The following is a 20,709-nucleotide window of genomic DNA, read 5'->3' on the forward strand; positions in this document are numbered from 1 at the left end:
ACGGGGAGGATGTCACTCTTCCTCTCGTTCTTCCCATTCTGGACGTGGTGTTGGAGAAGGTAATTTAGCAACTACGGTTCGGAGTTCCTGTTCCGTCGACCAAGGGAAACACCGATCGTGTAACTCGAATTTGCGGAACTTGTTTAGATGCACCCAACTGTACGTCGCTGGCTCACTCTCGTTGTCCTCTCGTTCGTTGAACGTGTCCCAGACATCTTGGGTGGTGAGATCAATATCGTTGTCCTGTGCGCGATCAACGAGTGAATTGATTTGCTTCTGTTTCTCGTCGTCTGTTAAATCGTCAGTAAACGCGACCTCGATCGCAGCTTGAATAACATGGTGTTTCGAATCGAGATTTGTATCGGTGAACCAAGTGTAATCGCGGGGGAATACATACGACTTATCAAAGTACGGAGGATCGTCGATTTCACCCAGCTCTGAGGCTTCGCCACCACTTTCTTTCTCAAAGACACCAACGATATAGTCAGTATAGGTGGCGAGCAAAGCGAACATAATATCGAACGCATTGAGCCGATCAGTCGGTAATTCCATGAGATCGCCCATAACAAACGGATATGCACCAAGCTGCTTCGCGAGCTCGTTCTGAACGGCACGGAGTCGGCGAATATAGGGGTCGCGATAGCTACCAAGGATGAAATAAGAAGTTCGCTGGCTCCAGAGATATGGGAGTTCGTGCTGTGCAAATCGCCAAATTTCACGTTTCTCGGAGGGCTCAAGCTCAAGCCCACCGACGGCCTCGTGAACCTGAGTCATAATATCTGGTGCGTCGGGTGGTGGAGTTGGGTCGCTCACGACTTCGCCATTCTAACTAGTACACCTTATCCGTTCTGAATCAGTTTGGTATATACTGAAAAAACCAACCCGTTTTACCCGAACCATTATAGCATTTCTCCCCATAGCTACACCTATGAGTGAGAGCGACACCGGGGCTGCTGATTCAGGCCCATTTGCGGAGCAACAGCGCATATTCAAGCTGTTGTCACAGGATACACGCCATCTCATTATTCAGGAGCTTCTTGGCCATCCAACACACCTGATGTCGCTCGCCGAGCTTGAGTATATGGTCGGAAAGAGTCAAGCAGCGGTCAAAGATCAACTGGAAACACTAATCGACGCTGGGTTCCTAGCCCAATACACATACGAGCCGAGCGAAGGAAAACGCGATCTCCCCTCACAGTTTTACGGGTTCACAGAGCATGGCGTTGAAATCCTCTATGACTACAAATATCTCCGTGGACTCCCAGTCGCTCGTGCTCTCTACGAAAATACACGCAAGACGGAGAAGATTAAGCGCCACGAAGCAGCGCCGCGTCCGGAGTTACCGACAGCGGTCGCAGACGCGCTTACGTTTGAGGAGTCAGATCTCGAAATATCTGATGAAACTACTGATTAGTAAGTAATTTTCAGTAACGTCGCCGCGAAGGAACTGCCGAATTCGATGTCTCACAACAATATAGGAATTCCTATAGCCCAGATCTAGCACCTCTATCTTCAATGTATCCACTATAGTTTTAGCATTAGAAATTCCTATAGAAAATTGAGAAACTACCTCCACTATTGACAATCATCTCGATATTGGCTGTGATGTCCCTCCGTTCGAAGGGAGGTTGCTGGAGAGAGAAAGGAGGGAGAAGAGTACTATAGAAATTCCTATAGTCATTAGATAAGGGCTCAAACGGCACGTTATTGAACTATAGTTTTGGTAATAGGATTTTCTATAGGAAAGCGAGTACTGATAGTCAAGAGGACTTCGAGTAGTAAAGTCTTAGTCAAATGGAAGATTAACGTCCAACAGTATTGATGATCTGCTGGCGCATTTGAGTGTCAATCGGGATCCTTGAACACTGGTCATCAAGGCCGATCGATTGAAGCAGAAGGCTCGCTTCGTCCAACAATGAGAGTTCTAAATATGTCCCTTCACGATATCCATCGCTCGTTCGAGTCATATCGATGATTTTCAGTGTCTCGTACTCTCGAAGTTGGTCGGTGATTCGCTTCTGCCCGAGTACATTCGTGTTGATCGCTTCAGCAAATGCACGGTAAACTCGATACATCTCGGTTGCCTTGAAATGTGATTGGTTCGTAAACTCGTCCATCGCAGCCAGCGCGGCAATCGCGATCTTTGCTTGCGTGGGACACCCACGAATTAGATCTTGAACCCGTGTTACTTCGGCATCATCGTTGGCAGCACGAACGTGTTCTTCACGAACCTGATCGGCATCGTCATCGCGAGCCACTTCGCCAGCGAGTCGGAAGAGATCGATCGCACGTCGTGCATCACCGTGTTCCTGTGCAGAAAACGCGGAGCATAATGGAATCACATCATCTGAGAGAACGCCATCGCGATAGGCGTCTCGACGTCGGTATAGAATATCACCGAGTTGGTTTGCATCGTATGCTGGAAATACGATCTCGTCCGGGGCGAACGAACTCTCAACACGGGTATCCAACCGATCACCGTATTTGAGATCATTGCTAATACCAACGACAGTGATGCTGGCCTCGACATCATTCTCCTCGCCGGCTCGAGATAGTTGCATAAGGAGTTTGCTGTCGTCCGCCTCCTCCGGTGGAACGTTTTGGGCATCATCTGGGGGCGCAAGCCGATCGATCTCGTCGAGAACAACAATAATCGCGTCATAGAGGCTGTCGATAACTCTCCATAAACGGTCGTAGTACGCTCCCGTCGCGATTCCCGAATGTGGAATCGTGATGCCTGTTTTCTTGGAGTCATTTAGACTCTTCGAGAGATGGATGACGGTTTGGACTTCTGAACGGCGTTGCGCGCAGTCGATAATTGCACGTCCGATTCGTACATCGTTGTTTGCGCCGCGTTCTTCGACCTCGCGACTAACATACCGAGTGACAAGCGTCTTTCCAGAGCCAGATTTGCCTAAGAGAAGTGTGCCCTTTCCAGAACCCCCGGTAATTGTCGGTTTGAGCCGACGAGCGACGGTTTCAATCTGGTCGTTTCGACCGACGATCTTATCATGATCGGGGATATGGTCGATACGAAGTAAATTTTCGTTGGCGAAAATTGGATCTTCCTCGTCGAGTACAGAAAGAGGATCATCGCGAGCTTTGGAGCGAGAGTGGGCAACAGCCCCATGCTCGGCAGCATAATCGCCGAGTGTTTTTACTTGTGCTGTGCCTGAACCCATACACCGGATTTCAAATGAATTGGCCTTAGTTCTTTCCCCCTGTATTCGTTCATTTCGCATATTCACACGGAAAGGATTCCTACGTATCGATACCGCTTGTCCATTTAGCTGAAGAGTTGTGGGACGAGCGGATGACACCACATTTCAAATGAATTCTCCACAAAAGACGGCGTCTTGAACGTGCTGATTAGCATACCCCCACACCACATTTCAAATGAATTCTCGGTATGGTATAACAGGATCACGATCGTCGAAGACACCCACACCACATTTCAAATGAATTCATGCAAGAATCAGCCCTACACAGAGGCGGTGAGTTGAAACAGGCTTGTTCCTGAAACCCGATTGATTACCAAGTAGAGACACTAATGGTCGAAAATCATTTGAAAATCGGTGTTGATTGGAGGAACACGATAGATGGAGAAGTACTCACGAACTTACCACGTGAAATCAGCTGGAAGTATATAAATAGAACATTTGTGGATGTTGTTACCAATCTAATATCGGTTGTACCTCTTTAGAACGGGTTTTTACAACTACACTACTACTACTATCTTACTGCAATAGTAATATATATAATAACGCGAGTAGGGATCTGTTTCTCCAAATGAAATCAAATCACCGCGTATCGTGAAGTACAGCCACTTTATCCTATGATTTCGCCTTTTTGGCAACCAAACCGACTTCTTTCTGCCCAGTCTCCCCCTCGTTCCCTTGGAATGGATTTCATTTGAAATCCGGTGTGGGGGTGCTGTCGATCGAGAACCACTGATAACGACTCCAGCCATCTTTCGAGTATGCGTTAGTATTGTGTACCAACGCCGATCTCTTTCAACTCTGCTCTCTTCGAATCGTCGCTATATCCGTCGCGACTCTTTCCGATTCTTCCGCTGCAATCACGAGCATATTCGGGGCTGGTGTACAGGGTGCTCGATCACCGACGTGGAACCCTGCGTCTACAGCACCTGGCAGTTGCACCTGATAGCCATTGCCTGCGATTTGGAGTGAGGCGTCTGCAACTCGATGAATCGTGACCGTGTCTAAGGCGGCTGATGTCGCGAGTTCTACGACATTTTCGTTTTTGACACGGTCGATGTCGATGACGAGGAGGAGTTTATCGAATGCAAACACCCGGATGTTGGCAAGGCGGGTGGTCTCGTCGTCAGTTTCTTCAACGAGTTCAGCTGCTCGGGCGGGTTGCGTCACTTGGAGAGCAAGGCCATCGCCGGAGTGCTTGATTTTGTTGAGCATTACTGGTTAGTATTGTATGCTAACTCAAGAACGTTCGCCTCATCAGTCACGCTCTTGGTGCAATATTGGTGGTGAGCAGTTTGAGGATTTCAATACTCCTGCGTGTGTTCAGTTTCACTTCCGCTGTGGTTGGCTCACGACTTTATCTATTGCGTCCCAAGCGTTGAATGCAGTTAGCGTATCCCAGCAGGTGGCGTGGGCGCTCGTACTCATCCCAAACCCATCCTCCCACGCCGTGTGCTCATTCTCCTTGCCGTAACGAATCAAACAGTCGCATGGTAAGCTACCGTCCAAGGGTTTACTTGTCGAGAACGCAGATTTTGTAGTACCAATGGTTCCAAACGAGAAATCGCCACTCACACCACTTGCGCAAGAAGCGCTTGACACGCTTGCGAAGGAACTTCCGGAGGAGGGAGAGTTCACGTACAAGCAAGCGTATGCAATTCTCAAGGAGGAAGAAGACCTTGAGCGCCCCGCGGCCGAGGATATTATCGAACGGCTCTACATGAAAGGCCATCTCTACGAGGTTGAGGGGAAGCTTCGGCTCACTGATTACGAAGTTGAATAACAAGATAACCTCGTAAGTGAGCGTAAATATGAATAGTCTGTGGTGTCGATGGAACGTTTTACTTGATCAACTAGCCAGGCACGGCTTCTCACTAGTACTGCGGTGTGCTCCGAGCGGTTCATAGATGAGGATGGTATTGTTACTGCGGACGGTGACGAGATAGTCCACGACTGTGAATCGCACCTCAACGTCACTCTTTTTCTCCGCGCTTGCTGTGACGATGTCTTCGAGCGCATCTGGATTCACATATTCGTACAGCGTGAGCGTCGTTTGGCCGGCTGTTGGCTCAATCACGTCAATGAGTACGTCGATTACATCGGTAACAAGCTCAGAACTCGATGATTCGGGGTTGATCGTTTCAGAGGCGATCAGTGCGTATTGGTGAGATGGACTCGATCCTGGGTGCTCTGTGGTGGAGCCGAACCAACGGGTCGTTTTGGTCGTCAGTGGTTCGCTGTGCATACTTTCTATTAGCCTCCCAGATAGTTGAGTAACGGCTGTTTACAACAGAATTTACTCGATAGAAAGAAAGTGACGCTGGAAATCGTATTGATAAATGTTTTTCAAATAATTTGATTAAGCAATATAATAAAATCAAACCATGTCTGACGAACTTATTTTATCCCTCGGGCCATTGGTTGAGATACGCTCTCACAAAATCTGGCATGACGCCATGGTCTGGCGCCATCACTCCAACGGTGTCGTCATGCCTGATCGTGAGAGTTGCCTCTCCCTAGCCGTCCTTTTCGATGGTTGAGTTAGTTTATTGTTCAGTGGTTTTTGTGTCTTATGCCGAGAATCAGAGCTTTAGAAATCTAAATCGGAAACGGAAAACTCCTGATAACCTCCCGTCGGCTTGGTACACTAAACAATGGCAAATCACCACATATAACCGAATTTTTAAGTACTTTAGTATATTTTTAATTTACTGAATTGGCACATTCCACATCATATGTCGTTTATTAGTTTACAACTGGATTCTCATCCAACACAATACTGAACAAAATCAAAAAAGGGATAAGCTAGGATTACGACACCCCGGTGAAGTAGCGATGACTTGCAAACGACGTACGTTCTTGACAGCTGCTGGATGTACAGGGCTTCTTGGACTCAGTACGGCACAAGTGAGCAGTCAGAGCGAATCTGACCTTTCGCGCGATTCGTTTACGCTCATGAGCGGTACCAAGAAAGCGACCAATGTTTATGTGACGAAAGCGAGCGAATCCGGGCCAACTGCGCTTGTCGTCAGCGGAATCCACGGCAATGAGGAAGCAGGGTATGCTGCCGCTAAAAAAATCAGCCGGTGGCAAATTCAGCGTGGGACGCTAGTAACAATTCCAAAGGCGAATGCAGAGGCTGTCGCCGAGGATGCGCGCACTGCAGACGATGGTATTGATTTGAACCGACAGTTCCCTTCAGGCGAGAACCCTACAACGGACCTTGCCCGCGATATTTGGGGGGTTGTTGAAGAATACGACCCAGATATCGTTATCGATCTTCACGAATCAACTGGGATCTACGATGGTGACATGATTGGCGGGGTCGGGCAGGTTATCTTTACGTCATGGGACGAAGCCGCCTCCAGCGACGCAAAGAAGGCCACCGACTATCTGAACGAAAACTATGTTTCGCGTGACGGATACGAGTTCTCAGTTGGTGCGTTCTCTCCACCTTCCGACGGATTGGACGGTCTGTTAACCCATAAAGCCGCGCGCGATACTGGCGCCCTCTCTTTCCTTGCGGAGGTAACATCCCAGGATACAGTCCTCGATAAACGCGTACAATGGCATACCAAACTTGTTCAACAACTCGTCGAGGAAGAACTACTCACCACATCGGGCGACGAGGACAAGAATGAGGACAAAAACAAGGGCGACAATTGTGAGATCACTCGATGGTGAGGGTCTCTGGCCGCTTCAAATACATATTCCACTGATAATGTGGTGACATGTTCGTGGTGGTACTGGGCAAGTGATATCACTCTTGCCAAGAGAGTGATTTCTTATTTCTGCATATATTAGTCTCCACGAATATGACAGTACGAATCCGACCATTGACCACCTAGTATTTGCTATTCAGTCGAACGAGCTGCTTGCCACTATTCATAGTACATCTTCCTCGACGACTTCACCAAAGGCAACATTTGGTGTCACGTTGACGATTTCAACAGTTACTCGTTCATGTTGCTCCGTCTCAGGGACAATAATAATATAGCCGCGTTCAACACGGGCAATCCCATCACCTTGCTCGCCGATCTCTTTGATTTCAACACTTCGGCGCTCTCCCTCCTCGACAGGCGGTGCAGGCTGGTCGTGGGAGCGGTTCGACTCAGTCTGCGAGGTGTCTGCTCCTGACGAACCAGATCCGAGGAGTGCCACATGGTAGGTGCCATTTGCTTGGATGTCTCCGTCTGTTATCTCCTCTTTCGGGATCGTGATGGTGTAGGACTCTTCCTGATCCTGGATGCGTTCACTGAACAGGCACAGTAACTCATCGGGGACCTCCATGTCCAACTTTGAGCATCACGGCGGCATAAATGTACACGTGAATCTCGGTGAGAACGCTTGTTTCTCGGTAGTGGCAGCGTGGTTGGACGAAAGCTATCGCTCTCGACGCCCGGCGACCCAGGTATCGTGGCATCGAGTGTCGCCAGCGAAGCACGTCGTCGTATATCGATGAGGCGCAGAAAGCGGTGATTCGAGCCGTGGATGAGTATCGTGATTCAGAGGTGGATTGTGAGGAATTGTGGTCGTGGGTTGATCGACTTGAGCGTGGGGCGGTTGATTCGAGTGAGTTGGTGATTACGAATTGCGTTTCGAAGAAACAAGAGGACTATACGCAGTCGACGCGGAGTGTGGCAGCTCTGGAACAGGCAGCTGAGTTGGGGTTGTCGCGTGCGCCTGGTCAAAGTATCTCGTATGTTGTAGTGGACGATGAGAAGCGTTCGCGGGAGCGGGTGATGTTGGCGGGTGAGGAACTGAGTGAGTATGATACCGAGTTTTATCGGGAGTTGCTGATTCGTGCGGCAGCAAGTGTGTTGTCACCGCTTAGGTGGCGTGAGTCGGATATCAAAGCGGAGTTGGAACAATATACCGAGTCGAGTTTGGCGTCGTTCGGTTAAGGAACGGCAGAGATATCTAACGGGAGTAGCTTACGATTGGTCGTTAATTCCCTTCTTGGAGTTGGTCAACAAACTCATCCATTCGATCGACGAACGCTTCTGTTCGGGCACGAAGCGCACTCAAATCGAGATCAAGTGGTTCGTAGCCGTAATTGACTTGCTCACGGTAGTCCCATAATTCGGATAAAAATCGCCCGTCGTCTCGTGGGACATCTCCTTCGAGTACGACCTCTTTGCCAAAGAGGGTTGAAACGTCACGGTGAGAGGTGGGATCGAACCCATTCGCGTAGAGTACTGCTTGTGCTGCATGAAAACACGCATAGTACAGCCGATTGACGGGAAATTCGAGGAGAAAGCCCCGCCCTAAAGGGCGGGGATGAATCCGACATGGTACTCGGCACCTGCCGCCGATGGCAGGGCCGGATATTCAACGTCTGCGTTCACTTTCACCCCGCATAGATCGGTGTTAAGTATGTTCGGTGACATAGGTTACGTATGGCGAAACAGGTCGTTACGCGGACCTACCGCGCACGCATCTGCAACTACTCGCAGGTGCGCAACGACCTCGACTCGCTCGGATTCGCCGCCAGCAAGCTCTGGAACGTTGGCCGATGGACGGCTCAACGAGTTTGGGACGCCTGCGGCCAGATTCCCGACGCGAACGCGCTCATGGCGTACCTCAAGACCCACGAACGCTACACCGACCTGCATTCGCAGTCGAGTCAGCGAGTTCTCCAAGAACTCGCTGAGGCGTTCACCAGCTGGTACGGCAAGCGCAAAAACGGGAACGAGAACGCGAATCCGCCCGGCTACCGCAAACACAACAACGACCATCCACGGTCAACAATCACGTTCAAAGCAGCGGGCTTCAAGCACGACGCCAAGAACAACCGCGTCCGCCTCTCAAAAGGCAAGAACCTTAAGGAGAGCTGGTCAGACTTCGTTCTCTGCGAGTACGACATTATCTGCCCAGTCGGTCGAACCGTCGAGAACGTCCAGCAGGTTCGTGCGGTGTACGAACACGGCGAGTGGCGGTTGCACTTCGTTTGTCGCGTCGAGATTGACGACACCGAGCCACCCGGCGACGGAACCGCCGGTATCGACCTCGGCATCTGTAACCTCGCCACCGTCTCCTACGGCAACGAAGCCGTGTTGTACCCCGGTGGGACACTCAAAGAAGACGAATACTATTTCGCCAAAAAACGCGCGGAAACGGACGATTCGGCCTCCCGCGAAGCGAAGCGTCTCGACCGAAAACGCACCGACCGGCGGACGCACTTCTTGCACACGCTGTCGAAAGACATCGTATCCGAGTGCGTCGATCGGGGCGTCGGGACGATTGTGGTGGGCGACCTCAGCGGCATCCGCGAGGACGAGAACGGTGACGCCCGCAACTGGGGATGCCACGGTAACCTCGATCTGCATGGGTGGGCGTTCGACCGCTTCACGACGCTACTCGACTACAAGGCTGAAGTCGCAGGTATCGAGGTGGTCGAGAAATCCGAGCGCGGTACGTCGAAAACGTGTTCGGTGTGCGGTCGGTCGGACGACCGCCAGCGTGTCGAACGCGGCTTGTACGTCTGCGGCTGTGGATTCGTCGGGAACGCGGATTGCAACGGCGCGGAGAACATCAGACGAAAAGTACTCCCGAATCTCGCCACAGACGGTGGCCGGGATAGGGATAACGGCTGGTTGGCACAGCCAGCGGTCCGCCTGTTCGACCGTAGCGAGGGTCGGTTCGCCCCGCGAGAACAGGTCACGGACCGCGAACCATAATATCCCAACTGCGGTCGGGAATCCTCGCCCTTCAGGGCGGGGAGGATGTCAAGACAGCTGTATCCGATCCATTTCCCTCTTGGAGGATTTTTGCGTCGGCAAGGGCTGTTCGGGCTTGTTCGAGTTCTTCGCCGACGTACTCATCCTCAGGCATACGAGCGTCCTTCGGAAAGCACGTGCTTGATGAATGGATGGTTCTTCCGCTCGGCGAATCGCTCGGTTGTTTGGACGTGAACGGACACAACGACGGAATAGTCGAGCTGTACGTCGTACGCGAGATCCCGAAGATCGTCGATGATCGCTTCGTCGGTAACGATCACGAAAATATCGATATCCGAATCTATCCCACGGGTATCACCGCGAGCGGTGCTGCCGAAGACGATGAGATCCTCAATTTGATTGCCAAATTCGTTGCGAGCAGCAGCTGTAAACGCCTCTACTGCTTGCTCGTGAAGCGAAGGATCTGCATCAGTCATATCTCTAAGTACGTGGGCGAGACATGCTAAATGTTCGCCTATTTGCGGCCGGGGAATGCCATGATTTGTTTGGAGCAAATCACCGATAGCATGTAGATGAATCGATAGAGGGGATGAACAGATGTCACTCTCTGAGCGGACGACTTGGGTTTCCGACCGAGTAGAGAGTCGACTCGAACACGTCGGCACGTTCTCACTCACGCCGTCTTCGACTGTCGCTAGTCAAAGTCGATTACACCGTTGTAATAGAGGTGGATCGCGAACACGATCCCCTCCGTTTCGCAGAAATAGACGCAGAAAAAGACGCACTTCACCGTAGCAAACACACTAGTACCACCATGGTTCACCGGCAAAGCGGTGTGAATCTCGGGTGGTGGCGTCGCCGAAATGGGGGTTCGACGAACCCCCGTGATTACAACGCTATAATTAGCGCCCTCCGTTTAGCTCCGCGTTCGCTTCGTGTGCTCGCATCCACCCCGCGAGGTCAGGATGGGAGAACGTGGTTTCGATGTGATGCCCGCCGACACCCCATTGCGTCGTTGACAAATTTGACTTCTAAGTGAGGGATCATTCGGTGGAATATCGAGTAACTGTCGAGAATTTGGGTCAATTTCTGAACCACTCAAATCGTATGTTAGTCTGGTTTACACCGCTCCATCGTCTCAAACAATAATAAGTCCGCGCACTGGGCTCGAAGCGGATTGTGGTGATCTCTGAATTGATTTTCTATTGACTAATCAACTAGTAACGTTCGAGTCTAATCGCCAGATGGCTCTGACTATTTTCGGATATGCGACTGAGCTACTACTTTCGAGATATGTGATTAGACTATCGTAATAGATATGAAATTAGTAGATCCAGATCTATGGAATAAACATCTACTTTGTTTGTTTTAGTTTATTTGACCTCGATATCTGTTGCTATTGGCGATCTCACGCTATGATTCGCGGTTCAACGCTGAAATGGGGACGGCCAATACCTTCATATCACCATCGTGCTTGAACTCATCGAACTCATGAGTGCATCTCCCAACACCGCTGACGCCACTGGTGACACCACCTCGTCCCCGCAAGACACGGAGTCGTCCCAACCACTGTCAAAAGACACGATTTTTCATATCTTACAGGTACAGCGCCGACGCTTGACCTTACAGTACCTCCAAGGGCGAACAGACGCCGTTTCGTTACGCGATCTTGCCGAACAGGTGGCGGCCTGGGAGAATAACATGTCGGTCGTCGAGCTGACTTCAAAAGAACGCCAGCGCGCCTACATTTCACTGTACCAAACTCACCTCCCGACACTCGATACGGAGGGTATCGTTGAGTACAACAAAGATCGAGGAACAATCAGACGAACGTCCCGTGCTGACCAGTTTGATCCGTACCTGTTCGACACAGTTCCACATCACGCATCCGAATCTTCTACGGACAGTGCGTTGGATCTCCGATGGGAGCGATATTATCTCGGCGGGACGCTTTTCAGCACGAGTCTGTTAGGTGCTAAATTGCTTCAGCTTCCACTCGTGTCACAGTTGGCGTCTCAATTAATCATCCCGATAATTTTGTCCGTCTTCTCCATCCTTACGGCGGGTCACTACTATACTCGGTCTGTACTTCCAGAGTCCAATCCCATTGAGAAAGTTACCCAGTTATTCTCTCACCGGGGACCAAGTAACTAGTCGGACACACAAACCGACACAAAACAAGCAAGTAACTCAAAGTCTCGTCCGTTCTCCGGGCGAGATAGGAGTATCGGCTACGTGGCAGAGTCAGCACCTCATCGGGATGTAAACCGCAACTCTGACAACCCAGGAAGACCGGTCTTATGGGAGGCCCGTGTCTTTAGGTGCGGGAGGATGTCACGATTTCTGTCGTTCGACAAACTCAACTTCGACGGTCACTTCACGATTTGTTCCGGTTGCGATTCGCTTCTTCAGTTGCGTACTCGCTTTGGGAAAATTCTGATCGGGCGGTCGACTCACTACTACAGTCACCTTTTGAGGCTGTTTCGACACCATCCTCTCGTTGAATTCGGTTTGTACTTCCATGAGCGCCAAACTATGATACTGCTGTTGCTCGAGTGTTTCACCGACAGCTTGATTTACTGATCGTTCAAACCCGACGTGCGTTGCTATAGCTCCACCTGCAGTAACAAAGAGAACCAAGAGCACGATTGCGACGACGGCCGATGGGCCAATCTGACTGACCGAGAGTTCGATTGTATATCTCCTGATTTCCACCCATCGGGTCTGTACCCAAGATACCAGAGAACAAGGACACCAGTAACGTGAATTGACGCCGCGTTGACGATGAGAAGAATGAGTGACCCCAATGCGACTGCCGGAATATTCCAAGCAATACTGATTCCAACGGGGCAGCGGCGGGAATGAGTGCTGCAGCGATCATCATACCGACGAGTGCCGCAGTGCTCGCCGATTGACCGCGCCGTTCCGGAGTGTCACGCACAAATCCGGTATGATGTAAATTATCGCAACGATTATTGAAATTTAAGAAAAGGACCGAAGTTTTTTTACCACGCCGGTATACTTGTTACCGAGCACCACACAAAACTGGTGACGCCGAACACGTAGAACAGGGTTACGTGACCAGCTGACGACCAATTATGACAGACACTGACGATACACGATCATCCGAAACGCGAACCGAGAGCGACGGCGGTGTCGCGCGCGGTGATATCTACGCCAGCGAGGAACAGGGCAAGGCCTACCGCGACTCGGTCTACAACGAGGTCGATTACGAGTCGCTCGAAGAGGCACCGGAGATGGGTTCGTATCCCAAAAAAGACGACAAGGGTGGTTTTCGGCTCGTCGACATGCCGAAAGCACCGAAGGTGAACCACATCGTCGGGCCGAGCGCCATCATGCTCGGTGCGGCGCTCGGATCGGGCGAGACGATGTTCTGGCCGGCGATCATCGCCAACGAAGGCTGGGCGCTGTACTGGGCCTTCTGGGTCGGCGTGCTCACCCAGTTTTTCATCAACACCGAACTCCAGCGCTGGTCGATGGCCACCGGCGAGAGCATCTTCAGGGGATTCGACCGCCTGAGTCGGTTCTGGCCGTGGTTCTTCCTCGTCGCCGGTCTCCTCCAGCTCGGCTGGCCGGGTTGGGCCGCCAGCGGCGGGCAGGTATTCGCCGCGTGGACCGGCGTCGTTCCCGAGAGTCAGTGGTGGGTTATCGGTCTCGCCACGATGGTTATCATCTGGCTGTCCTATCAGGCAGGTCCGGTGATGTACAACGTCATCGAGAAGGCACAACTCGCCATGATGTTCATCGCCATCGGCGGTGCAATAGTTTTGATCTTCCTCGTCGACTCGACAGGCCAGTTGGCGAGAATACCGGCCGGCGCGGTGAGCTTCGGGACGCTCCCGGACGACGTGGGCATCGCCACCTTCCTCGGCGGACTCGCCTACGCAGGGGCCGGCGGTTACGTCAACCTCTCACAGGGCGTCTGGTCGCGCGAGAAGGGCTACGGCGTCGGGTCCTATCAGGGTCGCGTGAAGAACCCGCTGCGCGGAGACGCTGAACCGGAGGAGGTCCACGGTGGGCTCGCGTTTGAGCCCACCGAGACTAACCTCAAACGCTGGAGGGCATGGTGGAAGGTCTCCCAACAGGAGCACTTTCTGACCTTCGTGATCGGGCTGTTGATCATCGCGACCGTCGCCATGACCATCGCGGCGAAGTACGTCCCGGCGAATCAGACGGTGTCCACCGACGCCGTTGCTATGTGGATCGACGTCATCATCCCGCAACTCGGGGGCGCAAACGCATTCTTGATGTATCTGGTGGTGTTCATCGCACTCTTTTCGACGCAGTACGCCATCGTCGAGGCGTTCACCCGCAACAGTGTCGACATCATCTACCAGGTATACGGTCGCCAACACGGGATGGACGTGAGCCGCGTGTTCCTCGGTGCACTCACCGTCTTCGTGCTGTGGGGCATGGCCATCATTGGGGCGAACGCCATCACCCAGATCACGACGCCGTGGGTCTTCCTCGTCATCGGGGCGGCGATGGCCGGCGTGATGATGTGGCCGTACAACGCGCTTACCATCATCCTCAACACCACCCGAATGCCAGAGCACACCCAACCTGGCTGGGGGCGCGTCTTCGCCATGTGGTGGGCGACTGGGTTCTTCGGGTTCTTCAGCGTCCTGCTGATCGGGGACGTCCTGTCGAGCAGGCTCGGGCTGAGCGCGTTCAGCACGGAGGTGGCCATCATGGGCAGCGGCGTCGGCGGCTACGTGCTCTGGCTGCTCGCGCTCGTCGTCCAGGTCTACACGATGTACCGCTCGGCGCGGGCGAAACTCGACGCCAACGACACCGTCGAGGGGGCCGAGGAGGCGAGCGGCTTCCTCGCCTGAGAGGCTCGGTCTTTTTCCCTTCGGTCGCGTAGAGCGTCCATGACATCCGAAACCGAATCGGGTGGGTTGAATCCGCTCTTTCGGCTGCTCGTTGCCTACCGGTTTCTCGTCTACGTCGGCGGCCTATTCGTCATCGGCCTTCCGCTCGTCCTGTCGATGGTCGACGTCGTGGTGCCACGGGCGGCGCGCACTGTCCTTGTCGTTGCGGTCCTCTGTGTGATGGTGCTCACCTATGTCGGCGAGCGCCGCGTCGGCCACGACCACATCGACCCTCGAACGGGGAAATCGACCGAGGAATATCCCCTCGAAATGCGCGTCGCCGTCGCGCTCGCCGTCGTCGGTATCGCGGCGGGCGTGTACGTCGCCATCGAAGTGAACGCCCTCACGGGGCTGGTGTTCGTCGTTGGGTCGTACTTCTTCGGCTATCTGGCCTACCGCGGTGGGTTCGACGGCGGGGACGACGGCGATGGGGGTTAGGGCGCGTGACGGCCGACCCCGACGACATCGACGAGGGGCCTTCGAGGACCTCCCGAGCACCGACATCGAGGTCTTCGTCCACGTGCATTTCGGGATGGCGGGGTCGTTCCCGCTGCGACTCGCGGAAGTGTTCTTTACGAGCGACGGTCTCCACCTCGTCGAGTACGGCTACATCACGCCGCTGTTCGGTCTCGGCAGCAAGAAACACCGGCGCGAGGCCGAGGCGATGGGGGCAGTCTACGACTACCACGACATCGACGAGGTTCTCCTCCGAGGTGACTCGGTCACGTGGCTCGACTACGGCACCGTCGAGCGGGTCGTGCTCCATGACGGTGGGTGGTTCGGTCGACCGAAACTTACCGTCTACACGGACGAGCACTCGTACGCCTATCGCCTCCACGACGACCAGGGGATAGCAAAACTCGCGGCCGACATCGAAGCGTGCGCCGACCGACACGGTTTCGCGGTCGAGGTGGTCTCCGGCGTCGGCTTCTCGCCGCGCTCGAATCGAATCTCGTGAATGCGCTTCTGTAATCGACTCCCGCTCTGGGAATCGTGCTGCCCGAATTAGGGGAAGAAGATGGCTATCCTGTGGTCCGCTCGGCGGAGTTGAGGGTGAACGAGACCTCCTGGTCTTTGTTCAGGTTGACCGATTTGGACTGGCCTTGGACGACGACATCATAACTACCCTGTGACAGCGTGACGTCGATCTGACCGGCACTGTCGGTGTACCTGCTGAAGACCTATCTGTTGGTGTTCTTGTCGACGACCGTGACGGGGACGTTTTCGAGGGCCTCGCCCTCCGCAGACACACTCACTCCGAGTGAGCGTGAACCCCGATGGCTATCCGGGTTCCCCGTCCCTTTCGCGGTGGCGGAGACGTCGGCGACGACCGCTTCGGTCGATAGAAGCACCGAGAGCGCTACGAGTGGGGGTACGAGACGTCATTCCAGCGTCGCGCGATAGGGGATAAATTCGAAAGAATGTAAAATCAGTCAATCGAAGTAACAGGATAGAAATAGATCGGTCATCGTTTTACCTCCGGGATACGACGGGAGCGTCCGGCTATCGGGGCGGCGAGAGCACCCGGTCCTCGATGGCCCGGTCGCCCCACCAGACGAGGTAGGCGTAGGCGACGAGTGATAAGGCCAGTCCGGCGGCGAACGGGTAGACCCCGTCGATGGCGAACCTGAGGGTCAACAGCACCGCCGAGACGATGATGAGTCGAGTGAACGCGAGTGCGAACAGCGCCATTATCTCCCTCACGGGGTACGCACCTAAAACGACGATGCCTCCGATTCCCGGCCGACGCGACGGAGCGGCCGGGGGACGACGCTTTCGACCGATATCCGTTACCACAGTGCTTAACACACCCAGTCGCGGAAAGCATGGCCGTCGAAGAGGAGTTCTACGACCCAGTCGACTTCGAAACCTCGATCGACGCGCTCGGTCACGACCACGAGGACGTCGCCGAGTATCGAGCGCTCGCGGCCGACCTCCGGGAAGGGATCCGCGTCTCGACCAACGACCAGAACGAGGATCACCAGACGCGTACGATTCGAGAGAAGTACGATGAGTAGGGCAATGAAATCGACTGATACTGCGACCTCGGCGAGAGTGGAGCGTCAACTTCGCGGCGGGAGTACCAGCGCCTCCGCGAGCACGTCACGGAGTATGAAGTGGTGGTCGCCCACGAACTTGACCGGCTGGGCCGGTCGTTTGCGGACCTCGCCGGCTTCGTCGAAGAACTCCGCGAGAAGTGCATCGACATTGACCTCGTGAACCAGCCGATTGGGACCGTTGGAGAGGACGATTGGATGGCCGAGATGATGTTGAACATGATGATGGTATTCGCCGACGCTGAGCGGAAGATGATATTGCTTCTCTTCCCGCGCCCAGAAACGCTCTAGTGCAAATCGTCGTCAGAATAAACCCAAAGCCATGGCCTTGTTGAAAATCTCAATCGGTAAAGGGTTTCAGCGGTCGTGCTGATTGCAGAGTGCGTGTATAACAACCACTACTGCGAGGAACAGTGGTTTGAGATTCTGGTTTTCAGTCAGAACTCGTTAATCACGGGGATACCGATGGTTTCGAAATCTGTCATCGAGTCAAGTTTCTTCGAGGTTTGGGCGAGAGACACGGTCTCGGAAACCATCATTGCCGGATCAAGTTTCCCGTGTTCGATCATCCGGAAAATCTCATCGTAGCGAGGCCGGGGATTGCCGATTGCGCCAATGAACTGGAGTTCTTGGGCGACGATTAGGTCCGTCGGGAGCGAGACCTCGCCACCCTCGTCACTGGATGTCAAGCCGATCTGGATGTGCTGGCCGAGTTTTCGAAGGCTACGGACCGAGTTGCGACACGTCTCGGCGATGCCGAGTGCATCCACGGAGACCTCAGCGCCACCATCAGTGATCGCTTTTATCTCCTCGGGCACGTCAGCAACCTCTCTCGCATTGATAGTTTCGACGGCCCCTACTTCGGTTGCGAATTCCAATTTCTCGTCGAACAGGTCGACGGCAATGACGTTCGCGCCGATGGCGTCGGCGATGTGAACGGCCGAGAGGCCGATGCCACCGCAGCCATGGACTGCGAGCCAGTCGCCGGCAGTGACGTCCGCTTGGTGGACGAGCGCGTGGAACGACGTCATGAATCGACAGCCCAGTCCGGCCATCTCAACCGGCGAGACACTTTCCGGGAGGGGGACGACGTTGAAGTCAGCTAACGGGACATGGAATTGTTCGGCGAAGGCGCCCGGCGATTCAGGGACGAGTCCCAGCGGGATGCGGTTGTCGCAGATATTGGAGTGACCGTTTTGACAGGACTGGCAAGTCCCATCGCCGAGGTTGAACGGGATAGCGACGTAATCGCCTTCACGAATATGGTCGACTTCGTCGCCGACCTCGACGACGACGCCGGCGGGTTCGTGCCCGAAGATGTGGCCGTCCTCGAACTCTCTGGACTCCCAGAGCGGATCACCCTGCCACGCGTGCCAATCACTCCGGCAAATACCACATGCATCGGTCTCGACCACGACCCCTGTCGGATCCGGTTTCGGTTCGTCGATCTCTCTGATCTCCAGCGGCTCCCCGTGGCCGGTAAACACTGCTGCGCGTATCATATACATGGCGGTTGTTGGCATACATCATAACTATACGGGTCAAGAATACGGTATCCGTCCCACTTGAGCACTAAACCCGCGCTCTATATCTGGCACACCATTCCTAACAGATGATTTGCAGGAAACATCCAAATGCTGATTCGACGGCTCGGAACACGTCAACACGTTCTCAATCATGCCGTCCTCAATTGTCGCAAGTGGGAGTCGTCAACTATAATGTTGTAATAGAGGAGGATCGCGTCGCGATCCCCCTCCGTTTCGCAGAAAACGACGCAGAAAACGACGCACTCCACCGTAACCAACACACTACTACCACCATGTGTCACCGCCAAGGCGGTGTGACTCTCGGGTGGTGGCGTCGCCGAAATGGGGGTTCTCCGAACCCCCGTGATTATAACGCTATAATTAGCGATCTCTCTTGGCTATCTCCGCATTGGCTTCGTATGCTCGCATCCATCCTGCGAGGTCGGGATGCCCGAACGTGATCTCAATGTGGTGACCACCGACACCCATTGCGTCGTCCACGGATAACGTCCGCGACTCTTTGTAGCTTACACCGGGCACACGCTCGGCCATCTCCTCCATCACTCGATGGTGGCGTAGGTGAGAAGCCGGAAAATTATACACAAATTGTAAAATAATAATATATTATTATTTAATAAATATCTATAGGATATAATTCCACCACTGACAAAGTTCCCATATATGAGCAAATGGTATCACGTTGCGTATCGTATAGGGTCTATCTCTTCCTAATTTTTGGAGGAGAGGGAGGGAAACATGGATTCGACGAAAGGCAGGCACACTATCGAGAATGAGGCAGGGCAGATTGAAGAGAATATCTCGGAACTCGAAGCCGAACTCATCGATATTGACCCCGTTGAAATTGGAACAGAGGCAAAACAATTGGACATCGGTCAAACACTCACCGAGCGGGCGCGCTTGCCCCGCTCGACAATTCGACGTCTCGGCTATCTGGGGATCATATATTTCATCGGGTTGGCTGTGATGGTACCATTTTTTGACACCACAACGCAAGCGTTTTTGCTCCCGCTCATTCCGACAATCGTCATCCTGGCATTCTTGTTTGAGCTTATGGACTCAGCTGCCGGAATGGGATTCGGGACTGCCCTTGCACCGCTGTTGTTCATCCTTGGCTACACTCCATTGGAAGTAACACCGGTTCTTCTCATCTCCGAGTCAATCACCGGATTTGTCTCAGGAGGCGTGCATTACGAGTTGAAGAATGCTTCTTTTTCATTCCGTCCGTTGAATGCAGAGGCTAAAACGATGTTCCTTCTGGGAAGTGTGGGTGCAATCGCAAGCGTTGTCTCGATTATATTAACGTACTTCGCATTCTCGTTGCCCGAATTATATATAGAAACATCTGTTTCGTTGCTCGTTCTCGCGATGGGCCTTATTGGACTGATTCGAGCACGTATAGATACGAAAATTAAGTACAAGCCACGTCGATTGGCGACTTTTGCAGTACTCGCTGGCATCAACTAGGGTATCGGTGGTGGTGGCTACGGCCCAGTCGTCACGCTTGGCCAGCTTCTGTCAGATGTGTATGAAAAGAGTGCAACGGCAATTGCATCACTAGCAGAGAGTATTGTTTCGGTCGTCGGCGTAATCACGTTCTTTGTGCTTTCAACACAGGGGGTAGGCATTGACCTCATTCTCTTGCCGTCCATCTTCACCGGCGGATTTCTGGCGGCTATCGGCGCGCCGTATCTCGTGCGCGTTATGCCGAACCAGGTCTGGCGGTATGTGATTCCGCTGTATGCTTTCACGATCGGCCTCCTTGGATTGACAATTGGACTTGATATCTGATCGACTTGATTAACTGATCAAAGTAACGCTTGTACTATGAACGTCGTTGTAGAGAGTAGGGATTTGAGGCTGTCACTCATCTTCAGGAACTTGCCTTTTGGCGTCTTCGTCGACCACTCTTCCGCATATGTTTCATCGATTAGTAAGCAACATTGTCGAGATCGTACCCCTTTTCACGTTCCACTGACCACGGCAGTCATCCGAACAAAAATAGTATGTAATCATAATTTCTTCACTTAGTCCGTTTGTCTTTCTTGGATAATCATGGGATGTGACTCAGTCTGATCCAAAATATTTGAACACGAAACGCAGCCGACAAACCGAGACTCCACATTTGCACTCTCTATCGAAGTAAGTTTTTCAATCATATTAGTGCTTTATAAGCAATTTCGTATGGTAGTTTCGGCCCTTCTCTCACGTCTCCGTGCTCACTTGCACTGAGTAGCTGCTTTATACTTCATCAATCACTTACTATCAATCCATCCTTTCAATACTTCATATATTTTGTGAGTATAATATTGCTT

22 protein-coding genes and 1 pseudogene are annotated in these 20,709 nt (G+C 52.9%); 11 read left to right on the plus strand and 12 right to left on the minus strand.

Annotated features, from left to right (window positions below; genetic code table 11):
• Positions 1–12: 12 nt before the first annotated feature.
• Positions 13–813, minus strand: coding sequence for a DUF8170 family protein (locus tag LIW51_RS19270; RefSeq protein WP_227378065.1), 801 nt, complete (start codon positions 811–813; stop codon positions 13–15).
• A 115-nt stretch (positions 814–928) separates the two neighbouring features.
• Here LIW51_RS19270 and LIW51_RS19275 point away from each other — a divergent pair, with 115 nt between their 5' ends.
• Complete coding sequence (locus tag LIW51_RS19275) at positions 929–1,414, plus strand: helix-turn-helix domain-containing protein (protein ID WP_227378066.1); 486 nt, start codon at positions 929–931, stop codon at positions 1,412–1,414.
• 388 nt (positions 1,415–1,802) lie between these two features.
• Here the strand turns inward: LIW51_RS19275 and LIW51_RS19280 are convergent, their stop codons facing one another.
• Positions 1,803–3,182 (minus strand): Cdc6/Cdc18 family protein, encoded by a 1,380-nt coding sequence (locus LIW51_RS19280; RefSeq protein ID WP_368411848.1) that lies wholly within the window; start codon positions 3,180–3,182, stop codon positions 1,803–1,805.
• 831 nt (positions 3,183–4,013) lie between these two features.
• Complete coding sequence (locus tag LIW51_RS19285; RefSeq protein ID WP_227378068.1) at positions 4,014–4,433, minus strand: hypothetical protein; 420 nt, start codon at positions 4,431–4,433, stop codon at positions 4,014–4,016.
• A 331-nt stretch (positions 4,434–4,764) separates the two neighbouring features.
• On the opposite strand from LIW51_RS19285, the gene LIW51_RS19290 reads away from it, so the two are divergent.
• Positions 4,765–5,001 carry a hypothetical protein gene (locus LIW51_RS19290; protein WP_227378069.1) on the plus strand — a complete coding sequence of 79 codons (237 nt, stop codon included), beginning with the start codon at positions 4,765–4,767 and terminating at the stop codon, positions 4,999–5,001.
• Positions 5,002–5,067: 66 nt separating this feature from the next.
• On the opposite strand, the gene LIW51_RS39985 is transcribed toward LIW51_RS19290, so the two are convergent.
• Positions 5,068–5,295 (minus strand): HalOD1 output domain-containing protein, encoded by a 228-nt coding sequence (locus LIW51_RS39985; protein ID WP_438267394.1) that lies wholly within the window; start codon positions 5,293–5,295, stop codon positions 5,068–5,070.
• Positions 5,296–6,173: 878 nt separating this feature from the next.
• On the opposite strand from LIW51_RS39985, the gene LIW51_RS19300 reads away from it, so the two are divergent.
• Positions 6,174–6,902, plus strand: coding sequence for a M99 family carboxypeptidase catalytic domain-containing protein (locus LIW51_RS19300; RefSeq protein ID WP_227378071.1), 729 nt, complete (start codon positions 6,174–6,176; stop codon positions 6,900–6,902).
• A gap of 201 nt (positions 6,903–7,103) precedes the next feature.
• On the opposite strand, the gene LIW51_RS19305 is transcribed toward LIW51_RS19300, so the two are convergent.
• Positions 7,104–7,508 (minus strand): TRAM domain-containing protein, encoded by a 405-nt coding sequence (locus tag LIW51_RS19305; RefSeq protein WP_227378072.1) that lies wholly within the window; start codon positions 7,506–7,508, stop codon positions 7,104–7,106.
• Positions 7,509–8,165: 657 nt separating this feature from the next.
• Positions 8,166–8,549 (minus strand): HEPN domain-containing protein, encoded by a 384-nt coding sequence (locus LIW51_RS39275; RefSeq protein WP_368411849.1) that lies wholly within the window; start codon positions 8,547–8,549, stop codon positions 8,166–8,168.
• Between the two features lie 68 nt (positions 8,550–8,617).
• Here LIW51_RS39275 and LIW51_RS19320 point away from each other — a divergent pair, with 68 nt between their 5' ends.
• Positions 8,618–9,898 carry an RNA-guided endonuclease InsQ/TnpB family protein gene (locus LIW51_RS19320; protein ID WP_227378073.1) on the plus strand — a complete coding sequence of 427 codons (1,281 nt, stop codon included), beginning with the start codon at positions 8,618–8,620 and terminating at the stop codon, positions 9,896–9,898.
• Between the two features lie 31 nt (positions 9,899–9,929).
• Here LIW51_RS19320 and LIW51_RS38625 read toward each other — a convergent pair whose 3' ends face one another.
• The gene (locus LIW51_RS38625; RefSeq protein ID WP_255767543.1) at positions 9,930–10,052 is read right to left on the minus strand and encodes a hypothetical protein; all 123 of its coding nucleotides are present in this window, start codon (positions 10,050–10,052) and stop codon (positions 9,930–9,932) included.
• Entirely contained in the window at positions 10,045–10,374 is a 330-nt protein-coding gene (locus LIW51_RS19325; RefSeq protein WP_227378074.1) for a nucleotidyltransferase domain-containing protein, read from the minus strand. The genes LIW51_RS38625 and LIW51_RS19325 overlap by 8 nt, the downstream gene beginning before the upstream one ends.
• A 1,015-nt stretch (positions 10,375–11,389) precedes the next feature.
• Between LIW51_RS19325 and LIW51_RS39990 the strand changes: the two genes are divergently transcribed.
• From LIW51_RS39990 to LIW51_RS19340, 4 genes are all read left to right on the plus strand, one after another.
• A complete protein-coding gene (locus tag LIW51_RS39990; protein WP_438267395.1) occupies positions 11,390–12,052 on the plus strand; it encodes a DUF7344 domain-containing protein in 663 nt (220 codons plus the stop codon).
• 944 nt (positions 12,053–12,996) lie between these two features.
• Complete coding sequence (locus LIW51_RS19330) at positions 12,997–14,754, plus strand: Nramp family divalent metal transporter (protein WP_227378075.1); 1,758 nt, start codon at positions 12,997–12,999, stop codon at positions 14,752–14,754.
• 39 nt (positions 14,755–14,793) lie between these two features.
• Positions 14,794–15,231, plus strand: coding sequence for a hypothetical protein (locus LIW51_RS19335; RefSeq protein WP_227378076.1), 438 nt, complete (start codon positions 14,794–14,796; stop codon positions 15,229–15,231).
• Positions 15,221–15,751, plus strand: coding sequence for a hypothetical protein (locus LIW51_RS19340; protein ID WP_227378077.1), 531 nt, complete (start codon positions 15,221–15,223; stop codon positions 15,749–15,751). Before LIW51_RS19335 ends, LIW51_RS19340 begins: the two co-directional genes overlap by 11 nt.
• 223 nt (positions 15,752–15,974) lie before the next feature.
• On the opposite strand, the gene LIW51_RS19345 is transcribed toward LIW51_RS19340, so the two are convergent.
• Both LIW51_RS19345 and LIW51_RS19350 read right to left on the minus strand, forming a co-directional pair.
• Entirely contained in the window at positions 15,975–16,145 is a 171-nt protein-coding gene (locus LIW51_RS19345; protein ID WP_227378078.1) for a hypothetical protein, read from the minus strand.
• Positions 16,146–16,296: 151 nt separating this feature from the next.
• Positions 16,297–16,590 (minus strand): hypothetical protein, encoded by a 294-nt coding sequence (locus LIW51_RS19350; RefSeq protein WP_227378079.1) that lies wholly within the window; start codon positions 16,588–16,590, stop codon positions 16,297–16,299.
• 149 nt (positions 16,591–16,739) lie between these two features.
• Between LIW51_RS19350 and LIW51_RS19355 the strand changes: the two are divergent.
• A pseudogene (locus tag LIW51_RS19355) lies at positions 16,740–17,108 on the plus strand (recombinase family protein); the annotation flags it as partial.
• Positions 17,109–17,287: 179 nt separating this feature from the next.
• On the opposite strand, the gene LIW51_RS19360 reads toward LIW51_RS19355, so the two are convergent.
• Positions 17,288–18,349 carry a zinc-dependent alcohol dehydrogenase family protein gene (locus LIW51_RS19360; protein WP_227378284.1) on the minus strand — a complete coding sequence of 354 codons (1,062 nt, stop codon included), beginning with the start codon at positions 18,347–18,349 and terminating at the stop codon, positions 17,288–17,290.
• 408 nt (positions 18,350–18,757) lie between these two features.
• Positions 18,758–18,928 (minus strand): hypothetical protein, encoded by a 171-nt coding sequence (locus LIW51_RS19365; protein ID WP_227378080.1) that lies wholly within the window; start codon positions 18,926–18,928, stop codon positions 18,758–18,760.
• Positions 18,929–19,132: 204 nt separating this feature from the next.
• Here LIW51_RS19365 and LIW51_RS19370 point away from each other — a divergent pair, with 204 nt between their 5' ends.
• Entirely contained in the window at positions 19,133–19,861 is a 729-nt protein-coding gene (locus LIW51_RS19370) for a TSUP family transporter (RefSeq protein ID WP_227378081.1), read from the plus strand.
• A gap of 135 nt (positions 19,862–19,996) precedes the next feature.
• Positions 19,997–20,185, plus strand: a complete 189-nt coding sequence (locus tag LIW51_RS19375; protein ID WP_227378082.1) for a hypothetical protein — start codon at positions 19,997–19,999, stop codon at positions 20,183–20,185.
• Positions 20,186–20,709: the final 524 nt, after the last annotated feature.

Source organism: Haladaptatus halobius (assembly GCF_020618475.1).
GTDB lineage: Archaea > Halobacteriota > Halobacteria > Halobacteriales > Haladaptataceae > Haladaptatus > Haladaptatus halobius.